Genomic DNA, 25,568 nt, shown 5'->3' on the forward strand with positions numbered 1-25,568 from the left:
CGCCCGCATGTCACCGACAGCTCCACGACCGAGGCCGACCTGGTCGTCGGAGCGGACGGAGCCCGGTGCCGCGTATGCCGACGCACTGCCTACGGCGCCGAACCTCCCGGGCGCCAGCCTCTGCGGCGGGCCCGGGGGAGGGTGAACGCGCCGAAGGCCGTGATGAGGATGGCTGCCACGGCGGCGGAGGTGACGGCGATGGCCATGGTGCGGCCGGGGTGTGCCTCGGGGGGCGGCAGGTGGAGGGCGGCCGGGACGCGGGGGGTCGGGCGGGCCGTGGGATCCGGGGCGGTGACGGCCGCAGCGGGGTCCACCGTGCCGGCGCCGACCAGCGCCTTGTCGGCCGGGATGTGATACGCCGTCGCGGTGAGTCGGTCGGTCAACTGAGAGGGCGTCAGGTCTGGGTGTGCGGCGACGGCGAGCGCGGCGGCACCCGCGACGAAGGCGGTGGCCAATTCGGCGCCGTCGCCCGTGAAGCTGCCCGTGCCGCCGGGGCCGACGCTCATCACGGCGTTGCCGGGCGCGGCCAGGTCGGGCGCGGTGCGGGGGGCGAGCTTCTGGTCCGGGACGCCGCCCGGCCCGAGTGCGGCGACGGCCAGGACGTCCGGCAACGCGGCCGGATAGGCGGCTGGGGCGGGGGCGTCCCCGGATCCCGTGACGGTGCTGCTCGACGCGTAGGCCGGCGCGATCACCACCGCGCCGTGGCGACTTGCGTTGCGGACGGCCGAGGCGAGCGCCGGGCTGCTCCTGGCCAGGGCGATCGGGACGTCGATGACGCGCGCACGGCGGGCGACGGCCGCGTCGATCCCGGCGGCGACGCTGCTCGCGGTGGCGGTGCCGTCCGACGCGGTGGCGCGGACGGCGATGATCCCGGCCTCGGGGGCGACACCCGCGAACCCCGCGCCGGGGCGCGGCGCGGCGGCGATCAGGCCCGCGACGAACGTGCCGTGGCCGATGCAGTCGGTTCCGGCGGCGGCGGAGGCGGGCGTGACGCGGCCCGCGAGGGCGGGGCTGTGCACGGCGTCCACGCCGGTGTCGACGACGGCGACGGTGGCGCCCGCACCGCGGGTGGTGTCCCAGGCGCGGGACGGGGCGATGTACTGCTGCGGCCACGGGACGTCGGCGGGATGCTGCCGGGACGGCTTGACGCATCCGCCGTTCTGGGGCGGGGCCGCGGAGATCCGGGGCAGGCCGACGTCGGCCGCGGCGGGGGACGCCGATGCGAGCGGCGCTGCCGCGGTGAGGGCGGTGGCGAGGACCGCGGCGAGTCCGCGGGCGGTCCTCCGGGCGGTCCTATGGGGGAGTCGTCCCCCCGGGATCCACGGACCGCACCGGTCACCACCGGATCGGGGTGGCAGATCCGGGGGGCGGGGCACGCGTGTCATCGGGACGCACCCCCTTCCGTGCTCGGGGCCTCGGCCCTGCCGGGCGCGGCGGCGTCGGGGCGCTGGGCGCGGGCCGGCGAAGCGCCGGGCGTGGCGGTACGCGGGCGGCCCGACGTACCCGGTATCGGCGCCGGGGACGTCGTGCCGGGCGTCGAACGGGGCGCGGTGCGCTCCTGCCACGGGGGCGGGGAAGCCGACGTATCCGTCCGCGGGCGGCGCGGGTCGCGGACCGGGATGGAGGGGCGCCCTGCCCCGCGGACGTCCGAGAGAGGTGCGAGCCGGCCCGGCTCCGCAGGGGCGGTCCCGGGGCCGCCGGCGATGGCGGGCCCGGCGGTGGTCCGGGGCCGGGACGCGGGCGTCAGCGGCTTCACCGGCTCGCTCAGCTTCCGGGGGGGTCTCTTGCGACTGCTCGTCCAGTACCGCCCGTGGACAGGCGGGGTTGAAGGCCTCGAAGCAGGTGGCACACCGCCCGGCGCCCTGGAGCCTGCCCGTCATCCTGCCTTCGTCCGTCATACCGTCACATCCTCGGGAAGCAGCAGCCGCAGCTGGTCCATGTCGGCATCCGGGACGGAAACGAGCCGCCCGGCCTGGCGGGTCATCATCTGTTCGAGCACGGTGCGGGCGTAGCGCCCGTTGCCGAAGGTCGGGCCGCGGTCGACCTCGGCGAAATGGCGGCGCAGCGCCTCCAGCGTGGCCGGCGCGCACTCGTAGCCGTCCCGGGTGCTCTGGCGGCGAACGATCTCGACCAGCTCGTCGGCGCTGTAGGAGGCGAAAGCGACAGTGCGTCCGAAGCGGGAGGCCAGCGGCCCGCTGCTGTCGCCGTCGCGCCGGGCAGCGCGGTGAAGCAGGCGGTGAGGGCGAGGCCCACGGCCGAGGCGCGGCGCACGGCTGTGCTGATGGTGGTCACACGGTCTCCTTGAGTGGTGCGTGAGGCAGCGGGACAGAGGGGGGTGGCGAGGGCGAGCAGAGCGTGGCGGCCCGGTCCGACCCGTCCGGGGCCGCATCGGACCTCAGGCCCCGAGACTCGGGCGCCTGGGCCGCACCCCCGGATACCGGATTGTCCGGCCCGGCCCGTCAGCGAGGCGGATCGGGCCGGCGTGGCCGCACAAGGGGGTCAGGGAACGCGGAGCGCGTCCTCTGCCGCCCGCTGCCCCGGCTGTTCTCGTCATGCGGGCCAGCCTTTCACCACACCTGACGCCGCGTCATCGTCTCTCGGCAGTACTGTGCGCATACGTCAGTGGTCCTACGGCCTGTCTCCAAAGCGGGTCGAGGGGATCACGCAGAGCAAGGGTGCGTCGTCCTGAGCTCTCGGATACCGACACGCGGATGGTCCGGGTGGTGCGGGCGCAGATGGACGCTGTGATGGACATACTTCGCATCGCGCGCCCCGATCCCGGCCGCTCGCACACCCGGCCCGACCACGTTCTGCGCGACAAGGGCTGAGAAGAACCACGGCTCCAGCAAGATCCGCGCACATCTGCTCAGACGCGGTATTGCCCACACCATCCGGGAGCGCTCCGACTCAAGGGCCAACCGCCGCAACCGGGATGACCACAGCGGCAGACCCCCGGCCTCCGATACGCAGCTCCGCAATGCTGCCGAGCGCCGCTTCAAAAGGCTGAAGCAGTACCGCGCGATCACCCACCGCTATGACAAGACCCCCGAGTCCTGCCAGGTGCCAGTCACCCTCACTGCACTGTTGCTCTGGATCAGGCCCCTTTGAAGACACCCACCAGCACAGGGCTTCGGCGCGGTATTGGGAAAATCTGCCGAGAAGATGAGTACGAAAACTCATGCCCAGTCGGCGCCTGCCCTCGACGATGAAGATCAACATCGTCGAGACCGGGAGACCGCTCATGCTCAGTCGCGTTGCCGACGTCTTGGTGCCCACCGTCGGCCGCCTGTCGGTGACAACCGACCCCGGCGCCGAACTCGCGCCTGGCAGCATTGTCGCCGCGAACCACACGTCGTTGGCCGATCCTGCGATCGTGGTTGCCGCACTGCACCGCTTCGGCGCCCGTCCGGTCATCATGGCGGCCGCAGGGCTGTGGCGCATACCGCTCCTCGGCCGCGCGCTCGCCCGCGAAGGACACATCCCCGTCGTCCGCGGGGACCGGCGCGCCGCGGCCGCGCTGGACATCGCAGCAGAAGCGCTGGAACAGGGACGGCTGGTCCTCATCTACGCCGAGGGGGGCCTGCCCCGCCGCAGGGACGCTGCGGAATCGGCACCCGGCACCTTCCGCAGCGGTCTGGCCCGGCTCTCCGAGCGCACCGGCGCCCCCGTCATACCCGTGGGCCAGGCCGGCGCCCGTCGGATTACCTCGGGCAGCACCGCCAAGCAGCTCGTCGGCCTGGCCACAGCCCCTCTGCGCCGACCGGACCTCCACGTGCACATGGGCACGCCACTGGAGCTGACCGGCGCCCGCGCCGTCCGGACGGCGCAGGCCCGTACCGCGGTGACCAACGCGTGGCGGACGGCGGCCGCCCACCTGCGCGAGCCCGCCGCGCTCACCGCATAGTCCCTGGTGGTCGCCATCAGGTCCCTGTCGTCGACCCGGAGCCTATACGCGGCCGGTCCAGCCCGTCGTCGCCGCTCCGCCACACGTTGCCGGCGTACTGGTCGTAACGGGTGGTGAGCTCCGCCCCGGGCGAGGCCGGAGTAGTAGCCGCGCACCGGCACAGGCCCCGTTCTCGCTACGACAAGTGAACCCACCACTACCAAGCCGTGGTCGCCCTCGCTGCCTCGGAACAGGATTCCAAGAGTTTGCGAACTGCTCACGCACACGTCTCTTCAGATGTCCTGCCTCGTCCAAGTCGACGGGTTCTCAAGGTATTTCACGAGACATGACGGCCTCTCATGGATCAGGGCCGGGTTGAGTTCCGCGGTGTGTGCTGTCCGTCCGGGGAGGAATCCTGTCGCGCTCCGGGCGCGGAGCCGAAAGGATACGGCTCATGACTGACGATCTCTTGCTCCTTCGTGCCAGGGAGTTGTGGGTGGAGCTGGCGGGCACACCGGTCGAGTTCTGTCCGTCGGGAGGGGCACAAGTTGTGGTCGCGCCCGGATCTCGGTTGTGTCCGCCGTCGTGGACCGGGGTCGTACGGATCGGTGGCGCGGCCATCGTCGCTGTTCCGAGCGCGCGGGCCGCAGGGATGGTGGCCGACGCAGTGCGGACGATGTCCCAGGAAGAGCTTTTCGACATTGCCTGTCTGCGAGCGGTGCTACCTGTGCTCGATGTCCTCGGACCGGCTTCGCTCTTCTATCTGGACCGGGAGGGCTTTCTTCCTGCGTATGAAGGCACCAGGGCCGAGCAGTTGCCGATCAGCGACGGCAGCCTGGCCGCGCTGCTGGCCCTGGCCGGGGAGGAGGAGGCCGGTGAGAGTGGTCTGGAGTACATATCCTCTCCTGCCTTCTGTATTCGGCGGGGTGATGCAGTGGTGGCCGCGGCCGGGTACCGGTCCTGGCCGCGGTCGGTGGCCCAACTGAGTGTGCTGGTGGCCCCGGACTGTCGAGGCCGACGCCTGGCGCGGGCCGTGGCGTCCGCGGCGGTGGCACATGCCCTTGACGCCGCGTTGCTGCCGCAGTGGAGAGCACGGCCCCATGCATCGCGGCGTGTGGCTTTGGCGCTGGGGTTCCGGGAGCTGGGTGCCCAGCTGAGCGTTCGGCTCGGCGATTCCCCCGTCGATCGAAGCCGGTAAGGAAAGATCTCTGTACGCCTCCTCCGCGAATGCCATGTCGTGTGAGAACAGCGAGCCCGACGCTCTCCAGTAGCGCGGCAACAGCTCAGGTGAGTAGCGTGCGCTTGCCGACTGGGCTGCGACAGGACATCAACCGCCGACCATGGCGATGGCTTCGACCTCGACCAGATAATCGGGTGCGGCCAGTGCCGCAACACCCAACAGCGTGCCCGGCGCGACCGGGGTGCCCCCCAACTTCGCGGCTGCCCGGGAGACCCCTTCCAGGAACAGGGGCATCTTGTCGGGGGTCCAGTCGACGACGTACACAGTCAGCTTCGCCACATCCTCGAAAGAAGCACCGACCGCGGCCAGGGCGGTGCCGATGTTGAGATAGCTCTGCTCGACCTGAGCGGCGAGGTCACCCCCGCCGACCGTGGCCCCGTCGGCATCACAGGCGACCTGCCCGGCGATGAAGACCAGCTTCGAACCAGTCACGATCGATACCTGCCGATAGGCATCGATCTCCGGCAGTCCGTCGGGGTTCACCAGGGTGATGGCCATGCTGCCCGCCTCCTTGTCATGAGAGCCCGAGGGCTCGCTTGCCCCGAACCGCAATCGCTTCGGTCTCTTGTGGTTACTCGGAAACCGTAGGAGAGTGACCGCTGACATGGAAGGACGCACTTTTCAGTGACTGGGGAACTTCATGGTTACCAAGCAGTTCAAGGGACTGCCCGACGAAGCGGACTTGACGCGCGCGGACTCCCTGGCACGGGAGATCTTCTCGGACATCGCCAACAAGTGGGCGCTCCTGATCATCGAAACTCTCGGTGACGGCACCCTGCGCTTCAGCGAGCTGCGCAACGGGATCGAGGGCATCAGTCACAAGATGCTCACCCAGAACCTGCGCATGCTGGAGCGCAACGGCCTGGTCGACCGGACCGTGCACGCCACTGTGCCGCCGCGGGTCGAGTACACCCTCACCGAGTCGGGTCGAGCTCTACGGACGACAGTTGAGGGGATGTGTGGCTGGACCCACCAGTACCTCGGTCACATCGAGGCCGCTCGCCGCCGCTTCGACGCCTGACGAGGGCGATTGCGTCGTTGCCTTCGGCCCGACTGGCATGGCGGCTGTAGTCCGCACCTCATGACCGTGGAGGCAGCAGGCCCCCGTCAGGCGCGCCGCGAGGGCGAGGCCCGCCGGCTACGCACGCCGCGGCAGCACCGCCGCGACGAGGGGCCCGGGTGCTCCCGGGGCGGCCCGACCTGCGAGATCCACCTCGCCGGTGAGGGCGGACGCCTTCCCCTGGCCTCCTGATCACCCCGGGCCAATGGGGCGACGCCCCGCAGCTCATTCCGGTCATGGAACGCATCCGCGGCGGCCGCGTCGGCAGCGGCTCGTGGACGTACAAGCGCACCCGCGCCACTTCCACCACCGACCATCCCACCCGACGGCCGTCTCGAAGAGTGCATCGATCACACCGCTTCCGCGGTACTCGGGGCGAACGGAGACATCGACGTCGTGTGCCGGGCGCTGCTGGACGGTCCTGCCGCGTCGTCGCTGCCCGCGCCCTGAATCAGCACAGTCAGCGTGCCGCTCCAGGTCCCGTCCCGGCCCTCAGTCACGAACTGGCGCACCCGCGTCCCGCTACGGCTTGTCTCCTCGGCCGTCTGGGAGCGGGACCCCTTGTTGGTGGTCCACGGTGGTTCCGTCAGGCTTCCGCCCGACGGCGGCTGCAAGAACGACGGGGAGGTCTCCCTCGGGGACGGAGCCGCGCACCTTCGCCAGGACGTGAGGAAAGTCGTCGTCATCGATGCCGCCCAAGTGCTCCTGACGCAATTGGTAAATGACCTCGACGAGCTCAGGCCGCAGCCGCATCCAGGCGCGGGACGTTCGAATCTCCTCCTCGACCTGGTCCATGAACCAACGCATGACCTCGTACGGGACGTCCCGGTGCCGTCCGTCAGGGGTGAAACACACCGTCGGCTCCCGTGCCGGGTCCTCGTCGGGGACGATCGCGGTCACAAGGGTGCGTTGCTCGGCAACGAGATCCAGTTCCAAGTACCAGGCGTCATCGGGCACGGAGTACATCGCGGTGATCACGTAATCGCCATGGGGATGCGGAGCAGGCATAGCCTCATGCTGTCCTGTCATGGCCGGCTGGCGACAAATCGGCGCTGTTGCCGAGCCCAGATGAGTGGGGCGGCGAAGTGGAGTGCGGCTTGGCAGGAGATGGCGCTATTTCGGCTGTGTCGCGATCTGGATCAGGTTGCCGCAGGTGTCGTCGAAGACTGCGGTGGTGACAGGGCCCATCTCCAGGGGCTCCTGGGTGAAGCGGACGCCGAGGTCGCGCAGGCGCTCGTACTCCGTCTTCACGTCGTCGACGGCGAACTGGGCGAGTGGGATGCCGTCCTTGACAAGCGCGTCGCGGTAGGGCTTGACGACCGGGTGGCCGGCGGGTTCCAGGAGAAGTTCGGTGCCGCCGGGCTCGTCGGGCGAGACGACGGTCAGCCACCGGTCCTTCTCACCCACCGGGACATCGTGCTTCTTCACGAAGCCGAGGATCTCGGTGTAGAAGTGCAGGGCCTTGGCCTGGTCGTCGACGAAGATGCTGGTCAGATGGATCTTCATGGGGTGCTCCCCGTTGGTCCGGATGTGTCGGGCATGAGCCATCGCTCGGCGATCTGCCGCAGCGGGGCTGTGTCCAGGTCGTGGAACTTGTAGCGGCCCTCCCGCCTGGTCTCGACGAGCCCGGCGGCCTCCAGTACGGCGAGGTGCTGGGAGACCGCTTGGCGCGAGATGCCGAGCTGATGCTTCATGCTCAGTCGCGCGCAGATCTCGAACAGTGTCTGTCCGGACTTCTCCGTGAGCTCGTCGAGGATGGTGCGGCGGGTGGGGTCGGCCAAGGCTTTGAAAAGGTCGTCGGCCACGAAGAGCAGGATAGGCAACCATTCACTTGCCTATCAAGTCGAGGTGCGCCGCGGTTGCCTGGATGTGCCGCATGAGTGCTGAACCCAGCCGTGTGGTGATCGTCCGCAACGCCAAGCCCGATCCGTCCGAAGACAACGATCAGGGGCATCCGCCAGCGGACCGCGGCCGCGTGAACGCGCCCCCGCCGGCCGCTGGCTCGCTCTGGAGCTTGCGGCATTCGAACTACCCTCGGCCGTGGGATCGGCCGGATCGGCGCCGACGGAGAGGGTTGGCTCGTCCCCTGCCCCGTCGATACGCGGCAACGGCATCCCAAGTCCCACCTCGCCGAGATCATCTGCCATCACGAGGCCCGCCAACCGGCTGCCCCACCTGAGACGACCATGGGGAACATCGGGACAGCCGTTGATGCTGAGAACGATCTTGGTCCGGCTGTAGCCGGAAGCGCGTTGACACGGTTCTCGTATTCGCGGCGGGCCTTGCGCTGTGCCGGGATCGCTGGGGTGCCCTGGGCGCCGGCAGTGGGACGACGAAGGGATGGAACGGCAACCGGTCCTGGACCTGTTCGACACCTTCGGCGCCAAGGAGAAGAAGCTGCAGGCCAATCTGGGCGGCACATCGGTACCCCGTGGTTCGAGGTGGACGACGCGGCCCGGTTCTTCGCCCGGCACCTGAAGTGAGGCCGGGCCGTCAGGCCGACAGCAGACGGTAGGCGGTGTCGGCCAGGATGCCGCTCATCGAGGACAGGTCCCGGCCCTCCTCGATGGCGGTGCTCGGCCACCACCGCCTCCATCGGCTGGGCCCACGCCGTGAGGCACTCAGCCCGTGCGGCCAGGGTGATCGCCGCACCCCCGACGAGGCCCGCCGCTTCCTCCACCTCCTCGCCGTCAAACGCCCCACCGGCGCCAACGCCGCCGCCACCATCCGCACCGCCGTCGTCGCCATCCTCGTCGCCTCCGTCGGCCGCACCGTCCCCGAACTCCACAGCCTTCGCGCCGCCGACGTCCTCACCCGCTGGCTCGACACCCGCGCACACATCACCCGGCAACTCCAGGGCAACGACCCCGGCCACCTGTGGATCCCCACCGGCGCCAACGCCGCCGCCACGGCGCCCCTGCAGTCAAACCCGAGATGGACCGCGCGGCGTCCGCACCCTCCACGCCGCCCACCGCACCCTGTGTTCGAACTCCTCGGCCGCCCCGTACGACCAGGCACCCTTCTGCCCCTGCAACTGAGCACGAGGCGGATTACCCATCCGATGGCTCACGCCGTCGTTTCGGTTCGGTGACGGGGCGGGACTGGCTTGGTGAGGGGCCGTACGTTGTATCGACATGAGACCCCGTATCGCAGTGATCGGCAGCGGCCCCGCCGGCCTTAGCTTCGCCCGTGTCCTGCACCGTCATGGTCACCCTGTCACCGTCCTCGAACGCGATCCCGCCCGCGACGCCCGTCCCGCGGGCGGCACGCTGGACCTGCACGAGGGGCTGGGCCAGCTGGCGCTGGAGAAGGCGGGGGTGCTGGCGAAGTTCCAGGCGCTGTCCCGTCCCGAGGGGCAGGCCATGCGCATCCTGGACGCGGACGGGACCGTCCTCCGCGACTGGCAACCTCGGCCGGGTGACCGGGCCAATCCCGAGATCGACCGCGGGCAACTCCGTGACCTGTTGCTCGGGCCTCTGGACGTTCAATGGGGGCGGGGCGTGACGGAGGTAGTGCCGGAGAGCCGGGATGGCGTGCTGGTCCATTTCGCGGACGGGCGACAGGAGACGTTCGACCTCGTGATCGGCGCGGACGGTGCCTGGTCCCAAGTCCGCCCGGCGGTCTCGGCCGCGACGCCGCAGTACACCGGCGTCACCTTGGTCGAGACCTCGCTGGACGACGTCGACACACGCCACCCCGACCTCGCCCGGCTGGTCGGCGACGGTTCCGTGGCTGTGTACGGCGTGAACCGCGCGCTCGTCGCCCAGCGCAACAGCGGCGGCCACGTCAAGGTATACGCCCAGTTCCGCGTGCCGCTGGACTGGCACACGAACCCGGGCCGGCATATGGGCCTGAACCAGCGCGCGGGCCTGGACCTGGCCGACGTCGAGGCCGTGCGATCAAGCCTGCTGGCTCTGTTCGACGGCTGGGCCGCTCCCGTCCTCGACCTCCTCCGCCACGGCACAGCTTTCGTCCACCGCCCCCTCTACGCCCTTCCCGTGTCCCACACCTGGGCCCACGTCTCCGGGGTGACGCTACTGGGTGACGCCGCCCACCTGATGCCCCCGTTGGGGGTGGGCGCGAACCTCGCGATGCTGGAAGGCGCCGAACTCGCCGAGTCCATCGCCGCCGCCCCCGGCCCCGGAGATCTGGACGAGGCTGTCCGCGCCTTCGAGGAACAGATGTGGGCACGGGCCGGCAGGTGGGCGAGCATCACGATGGCCGGTCTGGAACGCCTCGTGAGCCCGGACCCCTCCGAAGCCCTCGCCCTCTTCGACGATGTCCAGCCTTCCTGACTACCAAGCGCGAGAGCATGGCCCTGTCCGCCGGTCCCTCGCCCCGGACTGTCCCGTCGCGAATGAACGAGTTACTTCCTGGTCCCCCAAGCACGCCCTTGGCACCGATCGACCGGACCGTTCCCCACTGCCCGGGATCCGGCACCCACACCACACACCACTCAGTCAACAAGCTCCTCCCTTGGCGCGTTCGAGGAGACAGTGGCCCGGCACGCCACCAAGTGATAAGCGGGCGAGTACGGCGAGGCGGAGATGCGCGACTGGTACCGGGATCCCGATCTGCTCCCCGGCGGAGTCGAGACCGTCATCGGCGCCGACAACACCCTCACGGCAAGCGTCGGCCACATCATGCTCGGCACCGGCCTGGACCGCCTCCCGAGCCGGACCGCTGACATTCCGGAGGCCCGTATATCCGCATATGCGCCGTGCCTACGGCCGCACTGTTGTGTCGGCTGGGTAGGCGAAGCCCATTACCGAGCCCCGGACCCCCGTTTGTGACAGCCATGGTGGCGTGTACGCGGGGGACGGACGGCAACGACGGACGGCTCGTGTGGTGCCTGCCGAGCCACAACGCTGTTTCGGCCCCGGCGATCTGCGGCCCGCTCGGATGGTTCGTCAGCACCCGGTACGGGCGCGGCCTGTTCGAGATCAGTCCGGGCACCAGTGTGGTCCTGTGGTGGCACAGGCTGGACGGTCCGGCACCGATCCCGCCTGCACCGACGTAATCGTCCGCGTCGGCACGCGCACCGGCCGGTACCATGCTCGCGGTGGACGCCGGGGCCGTTCGCAGCCCCGTCCCCGAGCACGGGCCACCTGCGGATCCGAGGGGACGGAGGGACAGCGGTTTGATGTGGACCGACACGGCCTTCCTGGTCCACGCAGATCCGGGCGAGGTACTGCGTACGGCACCGCCACCGGCAGACGAGGACGAGCGGCGCACCGCGGCCGTGTACCGCTCGGTTTCCCAGCGGCTCAGCCGGGCCGACGGCGTGGGCCGGGCCCAGCTGCTGTCCCTGGAGGCGGCCCGGTTCGGATGGCCCGGCCTGGCGGAACGGTTCGCCGCGGCCGCACCGTCCGGGGAGCCGACCGCGCCTTGGCGGGTGGGCTGGGCCACGGGACGGCGGGCCGACGAGCGAACCGTGCGGGTGATGCGCTGCGACGGCGTGCACGCGGTGCTCGCCGAACGGAACGGGCGCCTGGTTGCCGTGGACGCCGGTCCGTTCGGCGAGGTGAAGGCTCTGGACGTGCTCGACGGCACCTCGACGGACCTGTTCAAGGCCCCGCAGGACGCCAGGTTGGTGGGGTCGGTCGAGGCGGGCGGAAGGTTGCTCGTCCTCACCGGCCACGAGGCACGCGACCGGCACTGGAACACCGACCGGCAGGGGCCCGACGACACCGTACGGGCCTGGGACCTGAGCACCGGCGAGCCGGTGGGCGAGCCGCTCTCCGTGGCGCATGGCCGCCTCGCCACAGTGGCGGCCGTGCAGATGGGCGGCCGGGCGCTCGTGGTCAGCGGTGGCTGGGACGGGCTGGTCCGGGTCTGGGATCCGGCCACCGGCCGGGAAGTCGCCGAGCCCGTCGGAGGACATCAGGGCTGGGTGACCGCCGTCGCGACGGCGAGGGTGGCGGGCCGCCCGGTCGCCGTCACCGCGGGGGAGCACGACCATCACGTCCTGGTCCGGGACCTGCTCAGTGGCCGCCCCATCGGTCGGCCGCTGACAGGTCACACCGCACCGGTCCTGGCCGTGGCCACCACCCACGCGCGCGGCCGGGCCCTGGCCGTCACCGCGAGCGAGGACCACACGGCCCGCGTCTGGGACCTGGCCACCGGCGAGCAACTCGGCGCCCCGCTCACCGGCCACGGCCACCGTGTCAGCGCGGTCACCACCGCCCGCGTGGACGGCCGTGCCCTCGCCGTCACCGGCGGCTGGGACGACACCGTCCGGGTATGGGACCTGCTCACCGGCGCGCAGTTTGCCGACGCATTCACCGGCCACGACCAGCCGGTGTGTGAGGTGGGGGTCACTGCTTCGGATGCGGGGCCGGTCGTGGTCGCCCGCGCCTCCGACGGCCTGTTGCGCACCTGGCACCTCACCGGACACCGCCACGGCGGCGATGCCGTCGACGGTCCGGGTCGGGAGACTGCGGCTCTGACCACGGCGACCTCGGGCTGTCGCCAGCTCGTGGCCACGGGCCGGTACGACGGGACGGTCGACCTCTGGGACCTCGCGCGTCCCCGCACCACCCAGCCCATGCCCGGCCACACCGACGCGGTCCTGGCCGCGGGCATGGCCACAGCAGTCGTGGACGGGCGCACCCTGCTGCTCACCGTGGGCCGGGACGGGCTCGTGCGGATCGCCGACCTGGAGACCCGTGAGACGTTCGGGGCACCGCTCGACTGCCGGGACACGGAGCCGGCCGCCCTCGCGACGGCCGTTGTCGACGATCGGACCCTTGTCCTGGTCGGCACCCGGACCGGAACCGTCCGGATCTGGGACTTGGTCGGACGGCAGGAGATCGGACCGCCCCTGGCCACCGGTGACGACCAGGGGGTACGAGCGGTCGGCGCCATCTCGGTCGACGGCGACACCACCCTCGTCACCGGTCACGCCGACCGCACCGTCCGGATCTGGCGCCTGACCGACCGCGCCTCGCTCGGTCGGCCGCTGCACGGCCATTCCCGCGCGGTGGAGCGTGTCGCTACGGCCCTTGTGGACGGTACGCCCGTCGCCGTCACCACCGCCGGGTACGACCCCCACCCGAGGGTCTGGGACCTCACAGCGGGCCGGGAGCGCGGCGAGCCGCTGTACGGCCACCACCGCCGGATCGCCGACCTGGCCCTCACCACGCTCGACGACCGGACCGTCGCCGTCACCGGCGGCGACGACGCCACCGTGCGCGCCTGGGACCTGCATACCCACACCCGGATTCACCGCGCCTTGCGCTTCCCCTACCGGGTGCACAGCGTGACTCCCGTCGACGGTGGCGCACTGCTGGTCGGCTTCGCCGACGAATTGGCCCTGCTGCCCCGGACCGTCACGGCAACGTGACCCGGCCACCCGAATCAGTGGGGTGGTCCTCCCTGCACGTGGTGGGCCTGGTGACGATCAGTGAGGGGCGGGCGGTTGCGGGCGGTCGGCTGCTGGTGACGACCCAGGATCATCAGCGCGAACACTCGTGGCGAGGAAGTCCGGCCGCAGCCGACGCCGCCAGGAGCGCGCCGACGCCTGCCGTGTAGGTGATCACTTCCTCGTCGTCGGCTGGAGGGCGTGTGAGGTTCGCGGACGGGAAAATACGGAGACGTCCGGATAGACGAGTGATTGGCCTGCTCTCGTGATCACCAATTGGATGGGGCGGATCTCAATTCGCGTGGCTGGCCCGTACCCAGTGCCCTGTCCCTGGCCGACGCCGCCGATGGCCTCGGGCCGGCAGAACACAGACCAGCCGTCACGAATCTGCGGTACGCCGATGAGGTCTTCGGGCGCGAGCTGCGTGCCGAGCAGACTGACGCATTCGAGGCCGCGGGATGCGACGAAGTTCCGTACGAGGGACAACTTGCCGATGCCGCGTGCGCCCCACAGGAAGACGGGTCCTACGGTGGCAAGGCCGAGCAGCAGCTCCGGGACACGGGAGGGCGTGACGGTGACGATTGCCTGCAAGCGGAGTACTCCTGCGAAGGATGACGTCCGGTGCGCCGGGACTGCTCGATGTACGTGAAGAGCGCGGGCGCACCGGACGTCACGACGCGGCGGATTCATTGCGCGGTGTCCGGACCGGACGCCCCCTTGTGCGGGGTTCGCCGGTTTCTGCGTGCGTACGGCTGGTCCAATCACTGGGACGAAGGGCACCGGCCGCTCCCCACCGCGTCGTCGACGGCCTCGCCGCCCACACCCGTCGGCTCGGGGAGCTGATGCCCGAAGTCGCCCCGGCCTACCTGACCGGCACCGAAGCCGCCGGTGCCCTGGTCCCGCCGTGCGACGAGCGTCTCTCACCGATGTCTGAGTGACGGCCGGCCAGTTGGACCGATGCGCGGTGTCACCAGGACGTCGCGGGCCCTCAGCAGCCTGCGGTGACGTTCTCGCAGTACACCCAGCCCGTATTGCCGTTGCCGTTCTTGACGTAGTACCACCTGTTGCCCGCATCGTTGTACGCATAGTGCGACCACCAGACGGGCATCTCCGGGAAGATGACGCCTGTCGGCGCGCAGGTAGCGCGATAGCACTCTCGGATGTTGGCGTGTTTGGTGGCTTCTGTGGGCGTCCATGTGGCGGCCTGGGCGCTGGTCGAGACGGACAGCACGAGAGCGGCGGCGCCGAAGGCACCAAGAAAGGCAGTGCGTTTGCGCATGGCGAAAGTCTCCTTCTGACAGTACGGAACAACCCTGAACACGCCAGGAACCGTCGGTTGTACTGGTGCGACCTTTTGGCTGCCGCCCACTCTGGACGTTCACCGGCGGGAGTGACCAGGGGTTCGGCCTGTCCCGGACATGTTCCAACCGCTGTCCCACCACCAGGTGCAGCTACATGCGCCCGCCCGCCCCATGGGGGTGTATCGGCTGCCTGCTTCGAGGAATCGAAGTCGACCGTGCACCGTCGCTTCGTCAGCCGGTCCCGTGCCGGGTTCTGGGGGCGGCCGCACCAGTATGTGATCCAGTCCCTCGAAGGACAGGGCCTGATCGATCTGTCCCGTGCAGCCTCGATCACCGCTACGAACGGAACCCCGGTGGCCACCTGGCTCTTCCCGACCGGACGGGGGCGTCCTTCGGTGCGTTGAGGGCCAGGCCGGTGGCGAGTGCGCCGACACAAGCCCTCCTGCACGTTGAGGCGCTCCTCCCGGAACGGGCTTCTCGACCCGATCACGGAACCGCAGCACGACCGGCGGGAGATGGATATGCGCTGCCGACCGGACAAGACCCACTCCACGGCGGCCCGCCTCCACGAGGCACGCGAGCAGCTCCAGGCCGTGCTCGCCGTGCTAGCCGTGCCGGCAGCGGTCGCCCATGCCGGAGCGTACGCACGGGCGACCGCGGGCCCGGAACCTTGTGCGGCGGCCTGATCCCCGGAACACCTCCCGCCCGCTGCCCGGGTTCAGTACTCCACGGGTTCGCGGATGATCGGGCAGGTCATGCAGTGGCCGCCGCCGCGACCGCGGCCCAGCTCGGCGCCGACGATGGTGATGACCTCCACGCCCGCCTTGCGTAGTTGGGTGTTGGTCTGGGTGTTGCGGTCGTAGGTGAAGACCACGCCGGGTTCGACGGCGACGGCGTTGTTGCCGCTGTCCCACTGCTGGCGCTCCGAGGCGTAGGCGTCGCCCCCGGTCTCGACGACCTGGAGGCCGGGCAGTCCCAGTGCCTTGGCCACCACCTTGACGAACGTGCCCTTCCCCTCGTCGACGACCTCCACTCCGGGTGCTTTGTCGGCCGGGTGGAGGGAGAAGGCGTGGATGGCGTCGACGATGGCCGGGTAGAGCGTGACGATGTCACGGTCGGCGAAGGTGAAGACGGTATCGAGGTGCATGGCGGACCGCAGCCTGGGCATCCCGGCGACGATGACGTGCTGGGCCGCGCCCGCGGCGAACAGGGCTGCGGCGACCTGGGTGATGGCCTGCCGGGACGTCCGCTCACTCATGCCCATCAGGACGACGCCATTGCCGATCGGCATGATGTCGCCGCCCTCGAAGGTGGCCTGTCCCCAGTCCTGTTCCGGATCACCCCACCACACGTCCGATCCCTTGTAGTCCGGGTGGAAGGTGTAGAGGGCTTTCATCAGCAGTGTCTCGTCGTGCCGGGCGGGCCAGTACAGCGGGTTGAGGGTGAGTCCGCCGTACAGCCAGCATGTGGTGTCCCGTGTGTAGAGGGTGTTGGGCAGCGGCGGCATGAGGTACTCGCGGGCGTCGGCGGAGGAGCGGGCCAGGGCCAGGTACCCGGAGCGGTACTCCTCAGGCAGGTCGTCGGTGGCCAGGCCGCCGATCAGGTACTCCGCGAGCTGCTGGGGGGTGCGGGACTCCAGGAAGGCACGAGTGCCGTCGATGAGACCCAGGCCGACTTCGTTGGGGATCACCTTGCGGTCCAGGAGCCATGACCGGGCGTCGGGCAGCGCCATGGTCTCGGCCAGGAGGTCGTGCAGCTCGACGACCTCCACGCCGCGTCCGCGCAGTTTGTTGACGAAGTCGGCGTGATCACGCTGGGCGTTCTCCACCCACATCACGTCGTCGAAGAGCAGGTCGTCGGCATTGGTGGGGGTCAGACGGCGATGGGCGAGTCCGGGCCGGCAGACCAGGACCTTGCGCAGTCGGCCGACCTCGGAGTGGACGCCGTACGCGGTGGCGGGGTGGACGCTGGGGTTGGTCATGGCAGCCCTTTCGGTGACGGTGCTTCAAGGTTGTTCCGAATGTGACGAGTTGGGGTCAGATGCTGATCCATCCCGCTGCCAGGGCGATGATGCCGACGACGGCGCCGGCTGCGGAGACGGCGAGGATGATGGCCTCTCCCGGAGAGAAGGGCCTGCGGCCCTGCTCGCGGCGGGCCATCACGAACAGCGCGGAGGACGGGGCGTAGATGATGAGCGACACCAGGAGGTACTTCAGGCCGGCGGCGTAGATCAGGAATGCGGTGTAGATGGTGGCGAGGATGCTGATGGTCAGCTCGCGGCCGGGGCGGGGCGATCGGTCCGCGCCGCCCCGGCCGACCGCCACCTTGACCGCGTAGCCGGCGGCGAGAAGGAACGGGACGAGGCTGAGCGCGCTGGTCAGGTCGAGGGCGAAATTGAAGGCGTCTTCGGAGAAGGCCGTGACCACCAGGACGACCTGGGACAGGATCGTGGTCATCAGCAGGGCAGGAACCGGCACATCGGCCTGGTTGGACCGGCGCAGGAAGCGCGGCATGTCGTCGTCCTTGGCGGCGACGAACAGCACTTCGGCTGCCATGAGACTCCAGGCGAGATAGGCGCCGAGCACGGAGACGATGAGCCCGACGCTGACGAAGGCCCGGCCCCAGGTGCCGACGGCCGCTTCGAGGACACCGGCCATCGACGGCTGTCGGAGTTCGGCGATCTCGTGCATGGGCAGGATGCCGTAGGAGACGACGGTGACGGAGGCGAAGATGCAGAAGACGCTGATGAAGCCGAGCAGGGTGGCGCGCCCGACATCCTCGCGGCGTTTGGCGTGGCGGGAGTAGACGCTGGCGCCTTCCACGCCGAGGAAGACGAAGACGGTCGCCAGCATGGTGGCGCGGACCTGGTGGAAGAGGGATCCGGCGTAGTCGGCGCCCGCGAAATTCTCGGCGAAGACGTCGGGCTTGAGGCAGAAGAGAGCAAGGATGATGAAGACGAGGATCGGGACGATCTTCGCGACAGTGACGATCCTGTTGATCGCCGTGGCCTCTTTGACCCCACGTCGGATGAGGAAGAAGAACGCCCACAGGCCGGCCGTCGACAGCACGATCGCCAGCGCAGTGTCACCCTCTCCGAGAGCGGGCGCGACGGAGCCGATCGTCGACATGATGAGCACCCAGTAGGTGACGTTTCCGACGCAGGCGCTGGCCCAGTAGCCGACGGCCGAGAAGAATCCGAGGTACTCGCCGAACCCGGCCTTGGCGTACGCGTACACCCCGGCGTCGAGGTCCGGTCTGCGGACCGCGAGTGCCTGGAAGACGAAGGCGAGCATCAGCATGCCGGTCCCCGCGACCCCCCAGGCGATGAGGGCTCCGGCAACTCCGGTCTCCTCGGAGAACCGGCGCGGCAGGGAGAACACACCGGCCCCGACCATGGAGCCGACCACCATCGCGGTGAGTGTCGGAACGGTCAGCTTGGCGGCCTGTCCGGCGGTCGGTGCCTCGTCCGTCGTGCTCATGGGACTCCTAGGGTGCGAGTGGAGTGGAGGGTTCACGCAGAGAGGTTGTGCCGGCCTTCCCGCAGGGGGCAGGGGTGCCTCGGCCCTGGGACCGGCACGATGCGAGGTGCCTGGCGTGGCGCCTGCGGACATCAGGGCGCCGCACGCGCGGGAGAAACCCGGGGAGAGGGGGCCGGAGGACCCGGTGAGTCCACGTCAGTACCGTGCCGGGGAAGGTTCGGAGAGGGACGGGGTGTCCGGCAGGAGGCGCAGGATCCGCCGGCCTGCATCCGGTGACCGTGGTGCCGCGTCCCACGTCCTACGTCCCTCAGCCCGAATACATCAGTTGAAAAGTCGCATTACGGACATTATCAATCCAGCGGTTGAATCGCTCGTAACCCGGCAAATATCCGTTGTCCACTCGATCGTCGGCGATACCCGGGCAGAACCCATGCCCGGGTGGTACCGGCCGGCGCCCCGCACCGGTGTGCGATCGATTCGGCGCGGGGGCGGAAGCGGTCACGCGGATAGCCGTGTGCCCCGGCTGTCGGGTCACCGTCGTGATCAGGCGTGGCCCAAGGGCGGCCTAAGCCTCGATCCGCCGAGGTGCCCTGAAGGTGATCTCTTGATCGTTTTGTGAGCTGGTTTCGGTCGGTGGTCGTGGATGGGCAGTCGACATCGATGAACGCCTTCTGGCCGCAACCGGGCAGCAAGGGGGTGTGCGCGGCCGGCGCGGCCAGGAACCCGCGGTGCACGGCATGGAGTTGAATCGCATGGCCGTGGGTGAACGCACGCAGGAACGTGCCCAGCGTGGACGGGGCGCGAATCCCGCCGAACAGGGCCGGTATCGCACCGTGCCGCAGGACGTCCAGGTCGTCGATGCTGTCCGCACCCGCGACCATCCCGGCCACGATGCCGGTGACCTTGGCATCCGCCGCAGCCCCCGCACTGTTCTTCGCTCCGGTCAGCTTCACCTTCGCAGCCACCAGGTCCGACAGGCCACACCGCTCGACCAGCCGCATCACCGGGACCAGCCCGGCATACGCGATCAGATTCGGGTCGTCGAACACAGCGGAGACCGCTGCCGGAGTGTGGGAAACTTGCATCTGCGAGGTGCCTTGTTTGATTGTGCGTGCTGGAAGCGTCAGAACTCCCATCATCGCAGGTCAGCAGGCATCTCTTCTCGTTTCCTCGTCCACAGGACGCGAGTCACTCGGTGGATCGAGGCTTAGGCTGAGCCAATGTCCGACAACGGCGCATCATCGAGCGGCTGGGGCGCTGAAGCGCCTGACGTCGACGCGGAACTGCCCGCAACCCTGCACATCGCCGGGCTTGCGTTGATACGGACGGAGAGCTCGCCGTCGCTGGCCTGCTGGACCGGCTACTTCCCGGTGCCGACAGGCGCGGACCCGGCCGGGATGAGTCTGGTGATTGAGCCGGCCGCCCCGCCGGAGGACTCCACCCTCCGACTCGCTCACGATGTTGTGAGTCGTTTCGACGTCTTCGTCGCCCAAGCCTCGGAGTACTGCCGCACCCGACTCCGGGAACGAGACTTTGAACTCACAACCGAGGAACTGAGCTGGCTGGACCTTCCGGAGTTGCCACTGGCGCTTCCCGAAGCAACGGTGTGGGCCGACCAGACCTGGGCAATCCGCTTCGCCGAGAGCAGGTTCCGACTGGCGGACCCCTACGGAATCCTCGTCACCTTCGACGGAACACAGCCCGTCGGCATCCAGGGCCTCGACGACGAGCAATGAACCGCTCACCGCACCATCGCGAACACAGCCGTTCCTTGGACGGGCTCCGGGGCGGGGATGCGGTGCGCAGTCCGGCCCCGAAAGGCCGCCCAACCACTGGATGGGCAAACAGGCACGGCAGGACCCACCGCGCTCCGGTCACGCCGATCTGCGTTCCAGTTCCACCGACCGCAGCCGCACCCCTCAAAGACGTCATCCGATCGGGGGACGCGATGCGGCCTCTTCAGACGGGTATCCGTGACCCGCCAGGCCGCTACCGTACGGAGACGGACACCGCGCCCCTCCCGGGCTCCTCTTCCCACTGCCTGCTCAGGCTCCATTCGTGCGACGACGGCGTGGCCCTTGGTGAGGCCGACGTCGTACGGGCCGGGCGACGCTCGGCCTGCTCCGTTCGCGCGATGTGCGGAGGTGGGAGAGGCTCGGTGGGGGCCGGCGGGTCACATAGCCCGCCGCGACCGCTCCGTGCCCGTTCCCGCCGTACCGGAGGTCATCTCGTGCCGGCATCGAAGAACTCCCAGGTCTACCTCGTAGGCGGCGGCATCGCCTCGCTCGCCGCAGCCGCCTTCCTCGTACGAGACACTGGCGTCTCCGGTGAGAACGTCCACATCCTGGAGCAGCTGCCGATCGCCGGAGGCTCGATGGACGGAGCCCCGGCCCCGACCGCCGAGGGCGGATACGTCACGCGTGGTGGCCGGATGTTCGAGGAAGAACACTACGTGTGCCTGTGGAACCTGCTGGAGACGATCCCGACCCTGGACGATCCGGCGATCTCGGTACGGCAGGAAATGCTCGCCTTCAACATCGAGCACCCCACGAACGCCAAGGCCCGGATCATCAATGGCGACCGCACCATCGCCGACGCCTCCCAGCTCGGTCTGGACGCCCGTGATCGCATCGACATGACTCGGCTGCTCGCGCTGCCCGAGCGGGTGATCGGTGCGCGTCGTATCGACGACTTCTTCCAGCCGCACTTCTTCACCACGAACTTCTGGTGCATGTGGCGCACGACGTTCGCGTTCCAGACCTGGCACTCGGCGATCGAGCTGAAGCGTTACTTCCTCGCCTTCGTCCAGGAATTCGACCGCATCCACACGTTGTCCGGGGTGCGGCGAAGCAAGTACAACCAGTACGACTCCGTCATCCGTCCGATCCAGGAGTGGCTCACCGCCCAGGGGGTACGGACCGAGTTCGGTGTGACCGTCGCCGACGTCGACTTCTCCGACGCCGCCGCCCGCAGAGTCTCCCGGCTCCACCTGGAGCGCGACGGTGCCGAGGCGGGGACGATCGAGCTGGGCGAGGACGACTACGCGTTGCTGACGATCGGGTCGATGACGGGCGACACCACGTACGGCGACCGCTCCACTGTCCCCGAGCTGATCCGCGACAAGCGGGACGGTTCCTGGCGACTGTGGGAGTCGATCGCCAAGAAGGCCCCGGATTTCGGCCGCCCTACCGCCTTCTGCGGCAACATCGACGAGTCCAAGTGGGAGTCCTTCACCCTCACCATGGCCGGCCGTACGCTCCTGGACCGCATCCAGGAGTACACCGGCAACGTCCCCGGCGAGGGCGCCCTGATGACCTGGAAGGACTCGCGCTGGCTCCTTTCGGTCGTCGTGCCGGCCCAACCGCACTTCCGGGACCAGCAGGAGAACACGTACACGCTGTGGGGATACTCGTTGTTCGGCGATGTCCCCGGCGACCATGTGCCGAAGAAGATGGACGACTGCACCGGCGCCGAGATCTTTGACGAACTCCTCGGCCACCTCGGCTTCGACGACATCGCCGACGAGGTCCGGGCCACCACCAGGGTGACCACCGTCCAGATGCCCTACATCGACGCTCAGTTCCAGCGTCGTGCCGTCGCCGACCGGCCTCTGGTCGTTCCCGACGGTGCGGAGAACTTCGCATTCCTCGGCCAGTTCGTCGAGATTCCCGAGGACGTCGTCTTCACCGTCGAGTACTCGGTCCGCGCGGCCATGCTCGCTGTCTACCACCACTTCGGCGTCGACAAGGAGATCCCGGCGATGTACCACGGTCTCTCCGATCCGAAGATCGCCTGGTCCGCGCTGAGAACCGCCTTCGCCTGAGACAGAAGCACACAGCGAACCTCCTGAATGATGCTGGGGGCCGTGTCCGGAACGGACACGGCCCCCAGCGCGTCGGCAGTCGACCGAGCCGTCCGTCGGTGACGAGGATGGCTGGCGGCAGGCCGCTGGCGGCTGGCGGCGTTCCCCTCTCAGTCCCGGCCGCGGGCGTGCTTGAACCGTGCCAGGCCGTCCGCGAGGTCGATCAGCGGCTCCGGGTAGTCCAGGTGTGCCCGTTCACGCTCGGGCAGCCGCCACGGCTCATGGATGCGATTGCGTGCCACGTCTCGCAGTTCCGGCACCCATCGGCGTACGTACGCTCCTTGCGGGTCGAAGCGTTTGCCCTGGACGACCGGGTTGAGCACGCGGTGGGGACGGGTATCGGTGCCGGTTCCGGCGACCCACTGCCAGTTGAGCTGATTGTTGACGATGTCGCCGTCCACGAGAAGGTCGAGGAAGTGCCGGGCGCCGATCCGCCAGTCCACGTAGAGGGTCTTGGCCAGGAAGCCGGCCGCCAGCAGGCGCGCCCGGTTGTGCATCCAGCCCTCGTACCGGAGTTGGCGCATCGCTGCGTCGACGACCGGATATCCGGTGCGGCCCTCACGCCATGCGGCGATGTCTTCGGCTGCCTCGTCCTCGGTCCGCCACCGGTCGTGCCGCGTGCGGTAGTCCTCGACGGACGCCGCCGGGCGTGCTGCCAGCACCTGATGGTGGAAGTCGCGCCAGCACAGCTGGCGCACGAACGCGTCCGCCCCGGGCCCGCCGTGCGTGCGGGCCCGCTGGATGAGTTCCACCGGCGAGAGGGACCCGAAGTGCAGGTACGGTGACAGCCGCGAGGTCGCGTCGCCCGCCAGGTCGTCGTGGCGGTCCTCGTACCCGGACAGATCCTTGCGTGCCCATTGGGAGAACCGCTCACGCCCCCGCGTCTCCCCTCCGGCCGGAAGACCGGGGGAGACGCCTGACAGCCCGTCACGAGACGGCAACGGCTCGCCGTGCACCGCGTCGGGGACGCGCACGGTGCGTGGCGCCGGCCAGGGGTCCCTGAGCCGCTCCTGTGACCAGCGGCGGAAGTAGGGGGTGAACACGGCGTAGTGGTCGGAGCCGGCCGGAGTGACCGTCCCCGCGGCGACGGCGGTGACCACGCCGTCGTGCACGCGCAGCGTCACGCCGTGATCGCCGAGACCGTCACGCAGCCGCTCCTCCCGGCGCTGGCCGTATCCGGTGACGCCGGCGGCCATGTGCACCTCGGAGGCATGGCACTCCGCGGCAAGCGCACAGACCTCCCGGACGACCGGCCCCGTGCGCAACACCAGCCGGCCGCTGCGTCGGCGCAGCGAGGCGTCGAGGTCGGCCAGGCACTCCGAGAGGAAGGCGCTGCGGTTGGGCGCGTCGAAGCCGACCGTGTGGACACCCGGATCGCGTATGAACAGCGGCACCACTTCGTCTGCCGCCGCGAGTGCGGCGCGCAGTGGGGGATGGTCGTGCAGACGCAGATCCGAGGTGAACAGGACGACCGCGACGGTCATGGCGTCACTCCTGGTGTCATGAGGTGGTGCTGATGGGCGCTAGCGGCCGACCCGTCGCCGGGAGCTCCGGGCGTGGTCGCCGTGCGACGAGGTTCCGTGCGCGCTCATGCCCTTGGCGGCGGCTTGGGTGATGTTGCGGGCCATGCCGCCGAAGACCACGGCGTGGAATGGGGAGACGGACCACCAGTAGGCGTGGCCCAGCAGACCGCGGGGGTGGAACAGCGCTCGTTGCCGGTAGCGGGTACGGCCCTCGGAGTCCGTCTCGGCGTACATTTCCAGCCATGCCAGGCCCGGCAGTCGCATTTCTGCGCGCAGCCGCAGCAGCCGTCCGGGCTCGATTTCCTCGACCCGCCAGAAGTCCAGTGAGTCCCCGACCCGCAGGTGCTCGGCGTCGCGCCGTCCGCGGCGGAGCCCGACGCCGCCGACGAACCGGTCCAGCCATCCCCTGACCGCCCAGGCAAGTGGAAAGGAGTACCAGCCGTTGTCGCCGCCGATCCCCTCGATCACCTTCCACAGGGCCTTTCGGGACGCATCGACCGACAGTTGCCGTTCGTCCTGGTAGAGGCTGCCTCCGGCCCAGTCCGGGTCCGTGGGCAGCGGATCGCTGGGCATCCCCGGTACGGCGGCGGACGACCAGCGGGTGGCGACCTGGGCCTCACGCACCCGCCGCAGTGCCAGAGCCAACGCCTCGTCGAACGGCAGCGGCAGGCCCGGAGGGTCGGGCACGTACCGGGCGATGTCGTGCTCCTGGCAGACGACCTCGTGACGCAGTGACTCCGTCAGCGGGCGGGCCAGGGAGGCGGGCACCGGGGTGACGAGGCCGACCCAGTGGCTGGACAGCCTCGGCGTGAGCACCGGAACCGGCACGATGAGCCGCCGGCGCAGTCCGGCGACGGCGGCGTACCGGCACATCATCTCCCGGTACGTGAGGACATCGGGCCCGCCGATGTCGAACGCCCGGTCGACGTCGTCCGGCATGGTGGCCGAGCCGACGAGATAGCGCAGGACATCGCGTACCCCGATGGGCTGGGTCCGCGTGTGCACCCAGCTGGGGGTGACCATGACCGGCAGCCGCTCGGTCAGATAGCGCAGCATCTCGAAGGAAGCCGACCCCGAGCCGATGACGACCGCTGCTCGCAGCACGGTGGCGGGCACCGGCGCGTCGAGGAAGATTCGCCCGACTTCGGCCCGGGAGCGCAGATGCGGGGAGAGCGACCTTTCGGGCACATTCGGTGGCGTGAGTCCGCCCAGGTAGACGATCCGTCGCACGCCGGCGGAGTGCGCCTGTTCGGCGAAGACACGGGCCGCACGGCGGTCGGTGTCCTCGAATGCGGAGCCGGTACCGAGGGCGTGCACCAGGTAGTACGCGACATCGATCCCGCGCATGGCGGCGGCGACCGAGCCCGCGTCCGTCACGTCGCCCTGTACCGTCTCGGCGTCACCCGCCCAGGGGTGGTCACGGAGTTTGCGGGGGGAGCGGGCCAGACAGCGCACCCGGTGGCCCGCTCGCAGCAGTTCCGGTACGAGACGCCCGCCGATGTACCCGGACGCTCCGGTGACCAGGCAGTGCAACCGTTCCGTGTCCCCCTGTTCATGCGTGCCCACGATCGTCCCTCCACGTGCTCGCTCCGACTTGTCCCCATGCCGCCCGATCATGGCCTCCACGGAGTGCCCGCGCCCGTCACGGCGAACGGGCCGGCGGCCGTGACGTGGAAGCGGCCCCGACCTGCTCCGCCGCCACCTCGACCACAGTCCCGCGCGGCGGCACCGGGCGCACGCAGGTCCGCACGGTGCGCGGCTATTGTGACGACCATCACAATGTAGTTCACCACGCCCGCCTGCCGTCCCGCTTCCAGGACCGCCGGGCGGGCAGCCGGGCCGGTCGGCCAGGGAGCA

20 protein-coding genes and 5 pseudogenes are annotated in these 25,568 nt (G+C 69.7%); 12 read left to right on the forward strand and 13 right to left on the reverse strand.

The window, feature by feature from the left end; all coding sequences use genetic code 11:
* Positions 1-89: 89 nt before the first annotated feature.
* Positions 90-1,385 (reverse strand): S8 family serine peptidase, encoded by a 1,296-nt coding sequence (locus OG611_RS39070; protein ID WP_266431190.1) that lies wholly within the window; start codon positions 1,383-1,385, stop codon positions 90-92.
* Positions 1,386-1,894: 509 nt separating this feature from the next.
* Entirely contained in the window at positions 1,895-2,389 is a 495-nt protein-coding gene (locus OG611_RS39075) for a hypothetical protein (RefSeq protein ID WP_266431192.1), read from the reverse strand.
* Between the two features lie 452 nt (positions 2,390-2,841).
* Here OG611_RS39075 and OG611_RS40990 point away from each other — a divergent pair.
* From OG611_RS40990 to OG611_RS39085, 3 genes and pseudogenes are all read left to right on the forward strand, one after another.
* Positions 2,842-3,108: pseudogene (locus OG611_RS40990) on the forward strand (transposase); the annotation flags it as partial.
* 133 nt (positions 3,109-3,241) lie between these two features.
* Positions 3,242-3,904 (forward strand): lysophospholipid acyltransferase family protein, encoded by a 663-nt coding sequence (locus OG611_RS39080; protein WP_266431468.1) that lies wholly within the window; start codon positions 3,242-3,244, stop codon positions 3,902-3,904.
* 433 nt (positions 3,905-4,337) lie between these two features.
* The gene (locus tag OG611_RS39085) at positions 4,338-5,081 is read left to right on the forward strand and encodes a GNAT family N-acetyltransferase (protein WP_266431194.1); all 744 of its coding nucleotides are present in this window, start codon (positions 4,338-4,340) and stop codon (positions 5,079-5,081) included.
* A 129-nt stretch (positions 5,082-5,210) separates the two neighbouring features.
* Here the strand turns inward: OG611_RS39085 and OG611_RS39090 are convergent, their stop codons facing one another.
* The gene (locus OG611_RS39090; RefSeq protein ID WP_266431195.1) at positions 5,211-5,621 is read right to left on the reverse strand and encodes a RidA family protein; all 411 of its coding nucleotides are present in this window, start codon (positions 5,619-5,621) and stop codon (positions 5,211-5,213) included.
* A gap of 142 nt (positions 5,622-5,763) precedes the next feature.
* Here OG611_RS39090 and OG611_RS39095 point away from each other — a divergent pair, with 142 nt between their 5' ends.
* On the forward strand, positions 5,764-6,144 hold the full coding sequence (locus OG611_RS39095) for a helix-turn-helix domain-containing protein (RefSeq protein WP_266431197.1): 381 nt from the start codon (positions 5,764-5,766) through the stop codon (positions 6,142-6,144).
* A gap of 114 nt (positions 6,145-6,258) precedes the next feature.
* Positions 6,259-6,434, forward strand: a pseudogene (locus OG611_RS39100) (IS5/IS1182 family transposase); the annotation flags it as partial.
* Positions 6,435-6,705: 271 nt separating this feature from the next.
* Here the strand turns inward: OG611_RS39100 and OG611_RS39105 are convergent.
* The 3 genes from OG611_RS39105 to OG611_RS39115 all read right to left on the reverse strand — a co-directional run bounded on the left by OG611_RS39105 (position 6,706) and on the right by OG611_RS39115 (position 7,988).
* The gene (locus tag OG611_RS39105) at positions 6,706-7,191 is read right to left on the reverse strand and encodes a hypothetical protein (RefSeq protein ID WP_266431199.1); all 486 of its coding nucleotides are present in this window, start codon (positions 7,189-7,191) and stop codon (positions 6,706-6,708) included.
* A 105-nt stretch (positions 7,192-7,296) separates the two neighbouring features.
* A complete protein-coding gene (locus tag OG611_RS39110; RefSeq protein WP_266431201.1) occupies positions 7,297-7,689 on the reverse strand; it encodes a VOC family protein in 393 nt (130 codons plus the stop codon).
* A complete protein-coding gene (locus OG611_RS39115; protein ID WP_266431203.1) occupies positions 7,686-7,988 on the reverse strand; it encodes a helix-turn-helix transcriptional regulator in 303 nt (100 codons plus the stop codon). The genes OG611_RS39110 and OG611_RS39115 overlap by 4 nt, the downstream gene beginning before the upstream one ends.
* Positions 7,989-8,505: 517 nt before the next feature.
* Here OG611_RS39115 and OG611_RS39120 point away from each other — a divergent pair.
* From OG611_RS39120 to OG611_RS39135, 4 genes and pseudogenes are all read left to right on the forward strand, one after another.
* Positions 8,506-8,666, forward strand: a pseudogene (locus OG611_RS39120) (alpha/beta hydrolase); the annotation flags it as partial.
* Between the two features lie 47 nt (positions 8,667-8,713).
* On the forward strand, positions 8,714-9,274 hold the full coding sequence (locus OG611_RS39125; RefSeq protein ID WP_266431205.1) for a hypothetical protein: 561 nt from the start codon (positions 8,714-8,716) through the stop codon (positions 9,272-9,274).
* A gap of 43 nt (positions 9,275-9,317) precedes the next feature.
* A complete protein-coding gene (locus tag OG611_RS39130; protein WP_266431207.1) occupies positions 9,318-10,478 on the forward strand; it encodes an NAD(P)/FAD-dependent oxidoreductase in 1,161 nt (386 codons plus the stop codon).
* A gap of 848 nt (positions 10,479-11,326) precedes the next feature.
* Positions 11,327-13,528: a WD40 repeat domain-containing protein gene (locus tag OG611_RS39135; protein WP_266431209.1), complete on the forward strand. Its 2,202-nt coding sequence runs from the start codon at positions 11,327-11,329 to the stop codon at positions 13,526-13,528.
* A gap of 363 nt (positions 13,529-13,891) precedes the next feature.
* Here OG611_RS39135 and OG611_RS39140 read toward each other — a convergent pair.
* Positions 13,892-14,137, reverse strand: a pseudogene (locus OG611_RS39140) (MoxR family ATPase); the annotation flags it as partial.
* A gap of 397 nt (positions 14,138-14,534) precedes the next feature.
* A complete protein-coding gene (locus OG611_RS39145; protein ID WP_266431211.1) occupies positions 14,535-14,825 on the reverse strand; it encodes a hypothetical protein in 291 nt (96 codons plus the stop codon).
* Between the two features lie 543 nt (positions 14,826-15,368).
* Between OG611_RS39145 and OG611_RS39150 the strand changes: the two genes are divergently transcribed.
* Positions 15,369-15,533, forward strand: a complete 165-nt coding sequence (locus OG611_RS39150; protein ID WP_266431213.1) for a hypothetical protein — start codon at positions 15,369-15,371, stop codon at positions 15,531-15,533.
* 32 nt (positions 15,534-15,565) lie between these two features.
* On the opposite strand, the gene OG611_RS39155 is transcribed toward OG611_RS39150, so the two are convergent.
* The 3 genes and pseudogenes from OG611_RS39155 to OG611_RS39165 all read right to left on the reverse strand — a co-directional run.
* Positions 15,566-16,828: an arginine deiminase gene (locus OG611_RS39155; RefSeq protein ID WP_266431215.1), complete on the reverse strand. Its 1,263-nt coding sequence runs from the start codon at positions 16,826-16,828 to the stop codon at positions 15,566-15,568.
* Between the two features lie 55 nt (positions 16,829-16,883).
* Positions 16,884-18,326, reverse strand: coding sequence for a basic amino acid/polyamine antiporter (locus OG611_RS39160; protein WP_266431217.1), 1,443 nt, complete (start codon positions 18,324-18,326; stop codon positions 16,884-16,886).
* A gap of 731 nt (positions 18,327-19,057) precedes the next feature.
* Positions 19,058-19,411: pseudogene (locus tag OG611_RS39165) on the reverse strand (IS1380 family transposase); the annotation flags it as partial.
* A 135-nt stretch (positions 19,412-19,546) separates the two neighbouring features.
* Here OG611_RS39165 and OG611_RS39170 point away from each other — a divergent pair.
* Positions 19,547-20,062: a hypothetical protein gene (locus OG611_RS39170; RefSeq protein WP_266431219.1), complete on the forward strand. Its 516-nt coding sequence runs from the start codon at positions 19,547-19,549 to the stop codon at positions 20,060-20,062.
* 494 nt (positions 20,063-20,556) lie between these two features.
* A complete protein-coding gene (locus tag OG611_RS39175) occupies positions 20,557-22,149 on the forward strand; it encodes an oleate hydratase (RefSeq protein ID WP_266431221.1) in 1,593 nt (530 codons plus the stop codon).
* A gap of 149 nt (positions 22,150-22,298) precedes the next feature.
* Here OG611_RS39175 and OG611_RS39180 read toward each other — a convergent pair whose 3' ends face one another.
* Together OG611_RS39180 and OG611_RS39185 are read right to left on the reverse strand one after the other, a co-directional pair.
* Positions 22,299-23,672, reverse strand: a complete 1,374-nt coding sequence (locus OG611_RS39180) for a deoxyribodipyrimidine photo-lyase (RefSeq protein WP_266431223.1) — start codon at positions 23,670-23,672, stop codon at positions 22,299-22,301.
* A 39-nt stretch (positions 23,673-23,711) separates the two neighbouring features.
* Positions 23,712-25,277, reverse strand: coding sequence for an SDR family oxidoreductase (locus OG611_RS39185; protein WP_266431225.1), 1,566 nt, complete (start codon positions 25,275-25,277; stop codon positions 23,712-23,714).
* Positions 25,278-25,568 lie beyond the last annotated feature (291 nt).

The organism is Streptomyces sp. NBC_01363, from assembly GCF_026340595.1.
GTDB lineage: Bacteria > Actinomycetota > Actinomycetes > Streptomycetales > Streptomycetaceae > Streptomyces.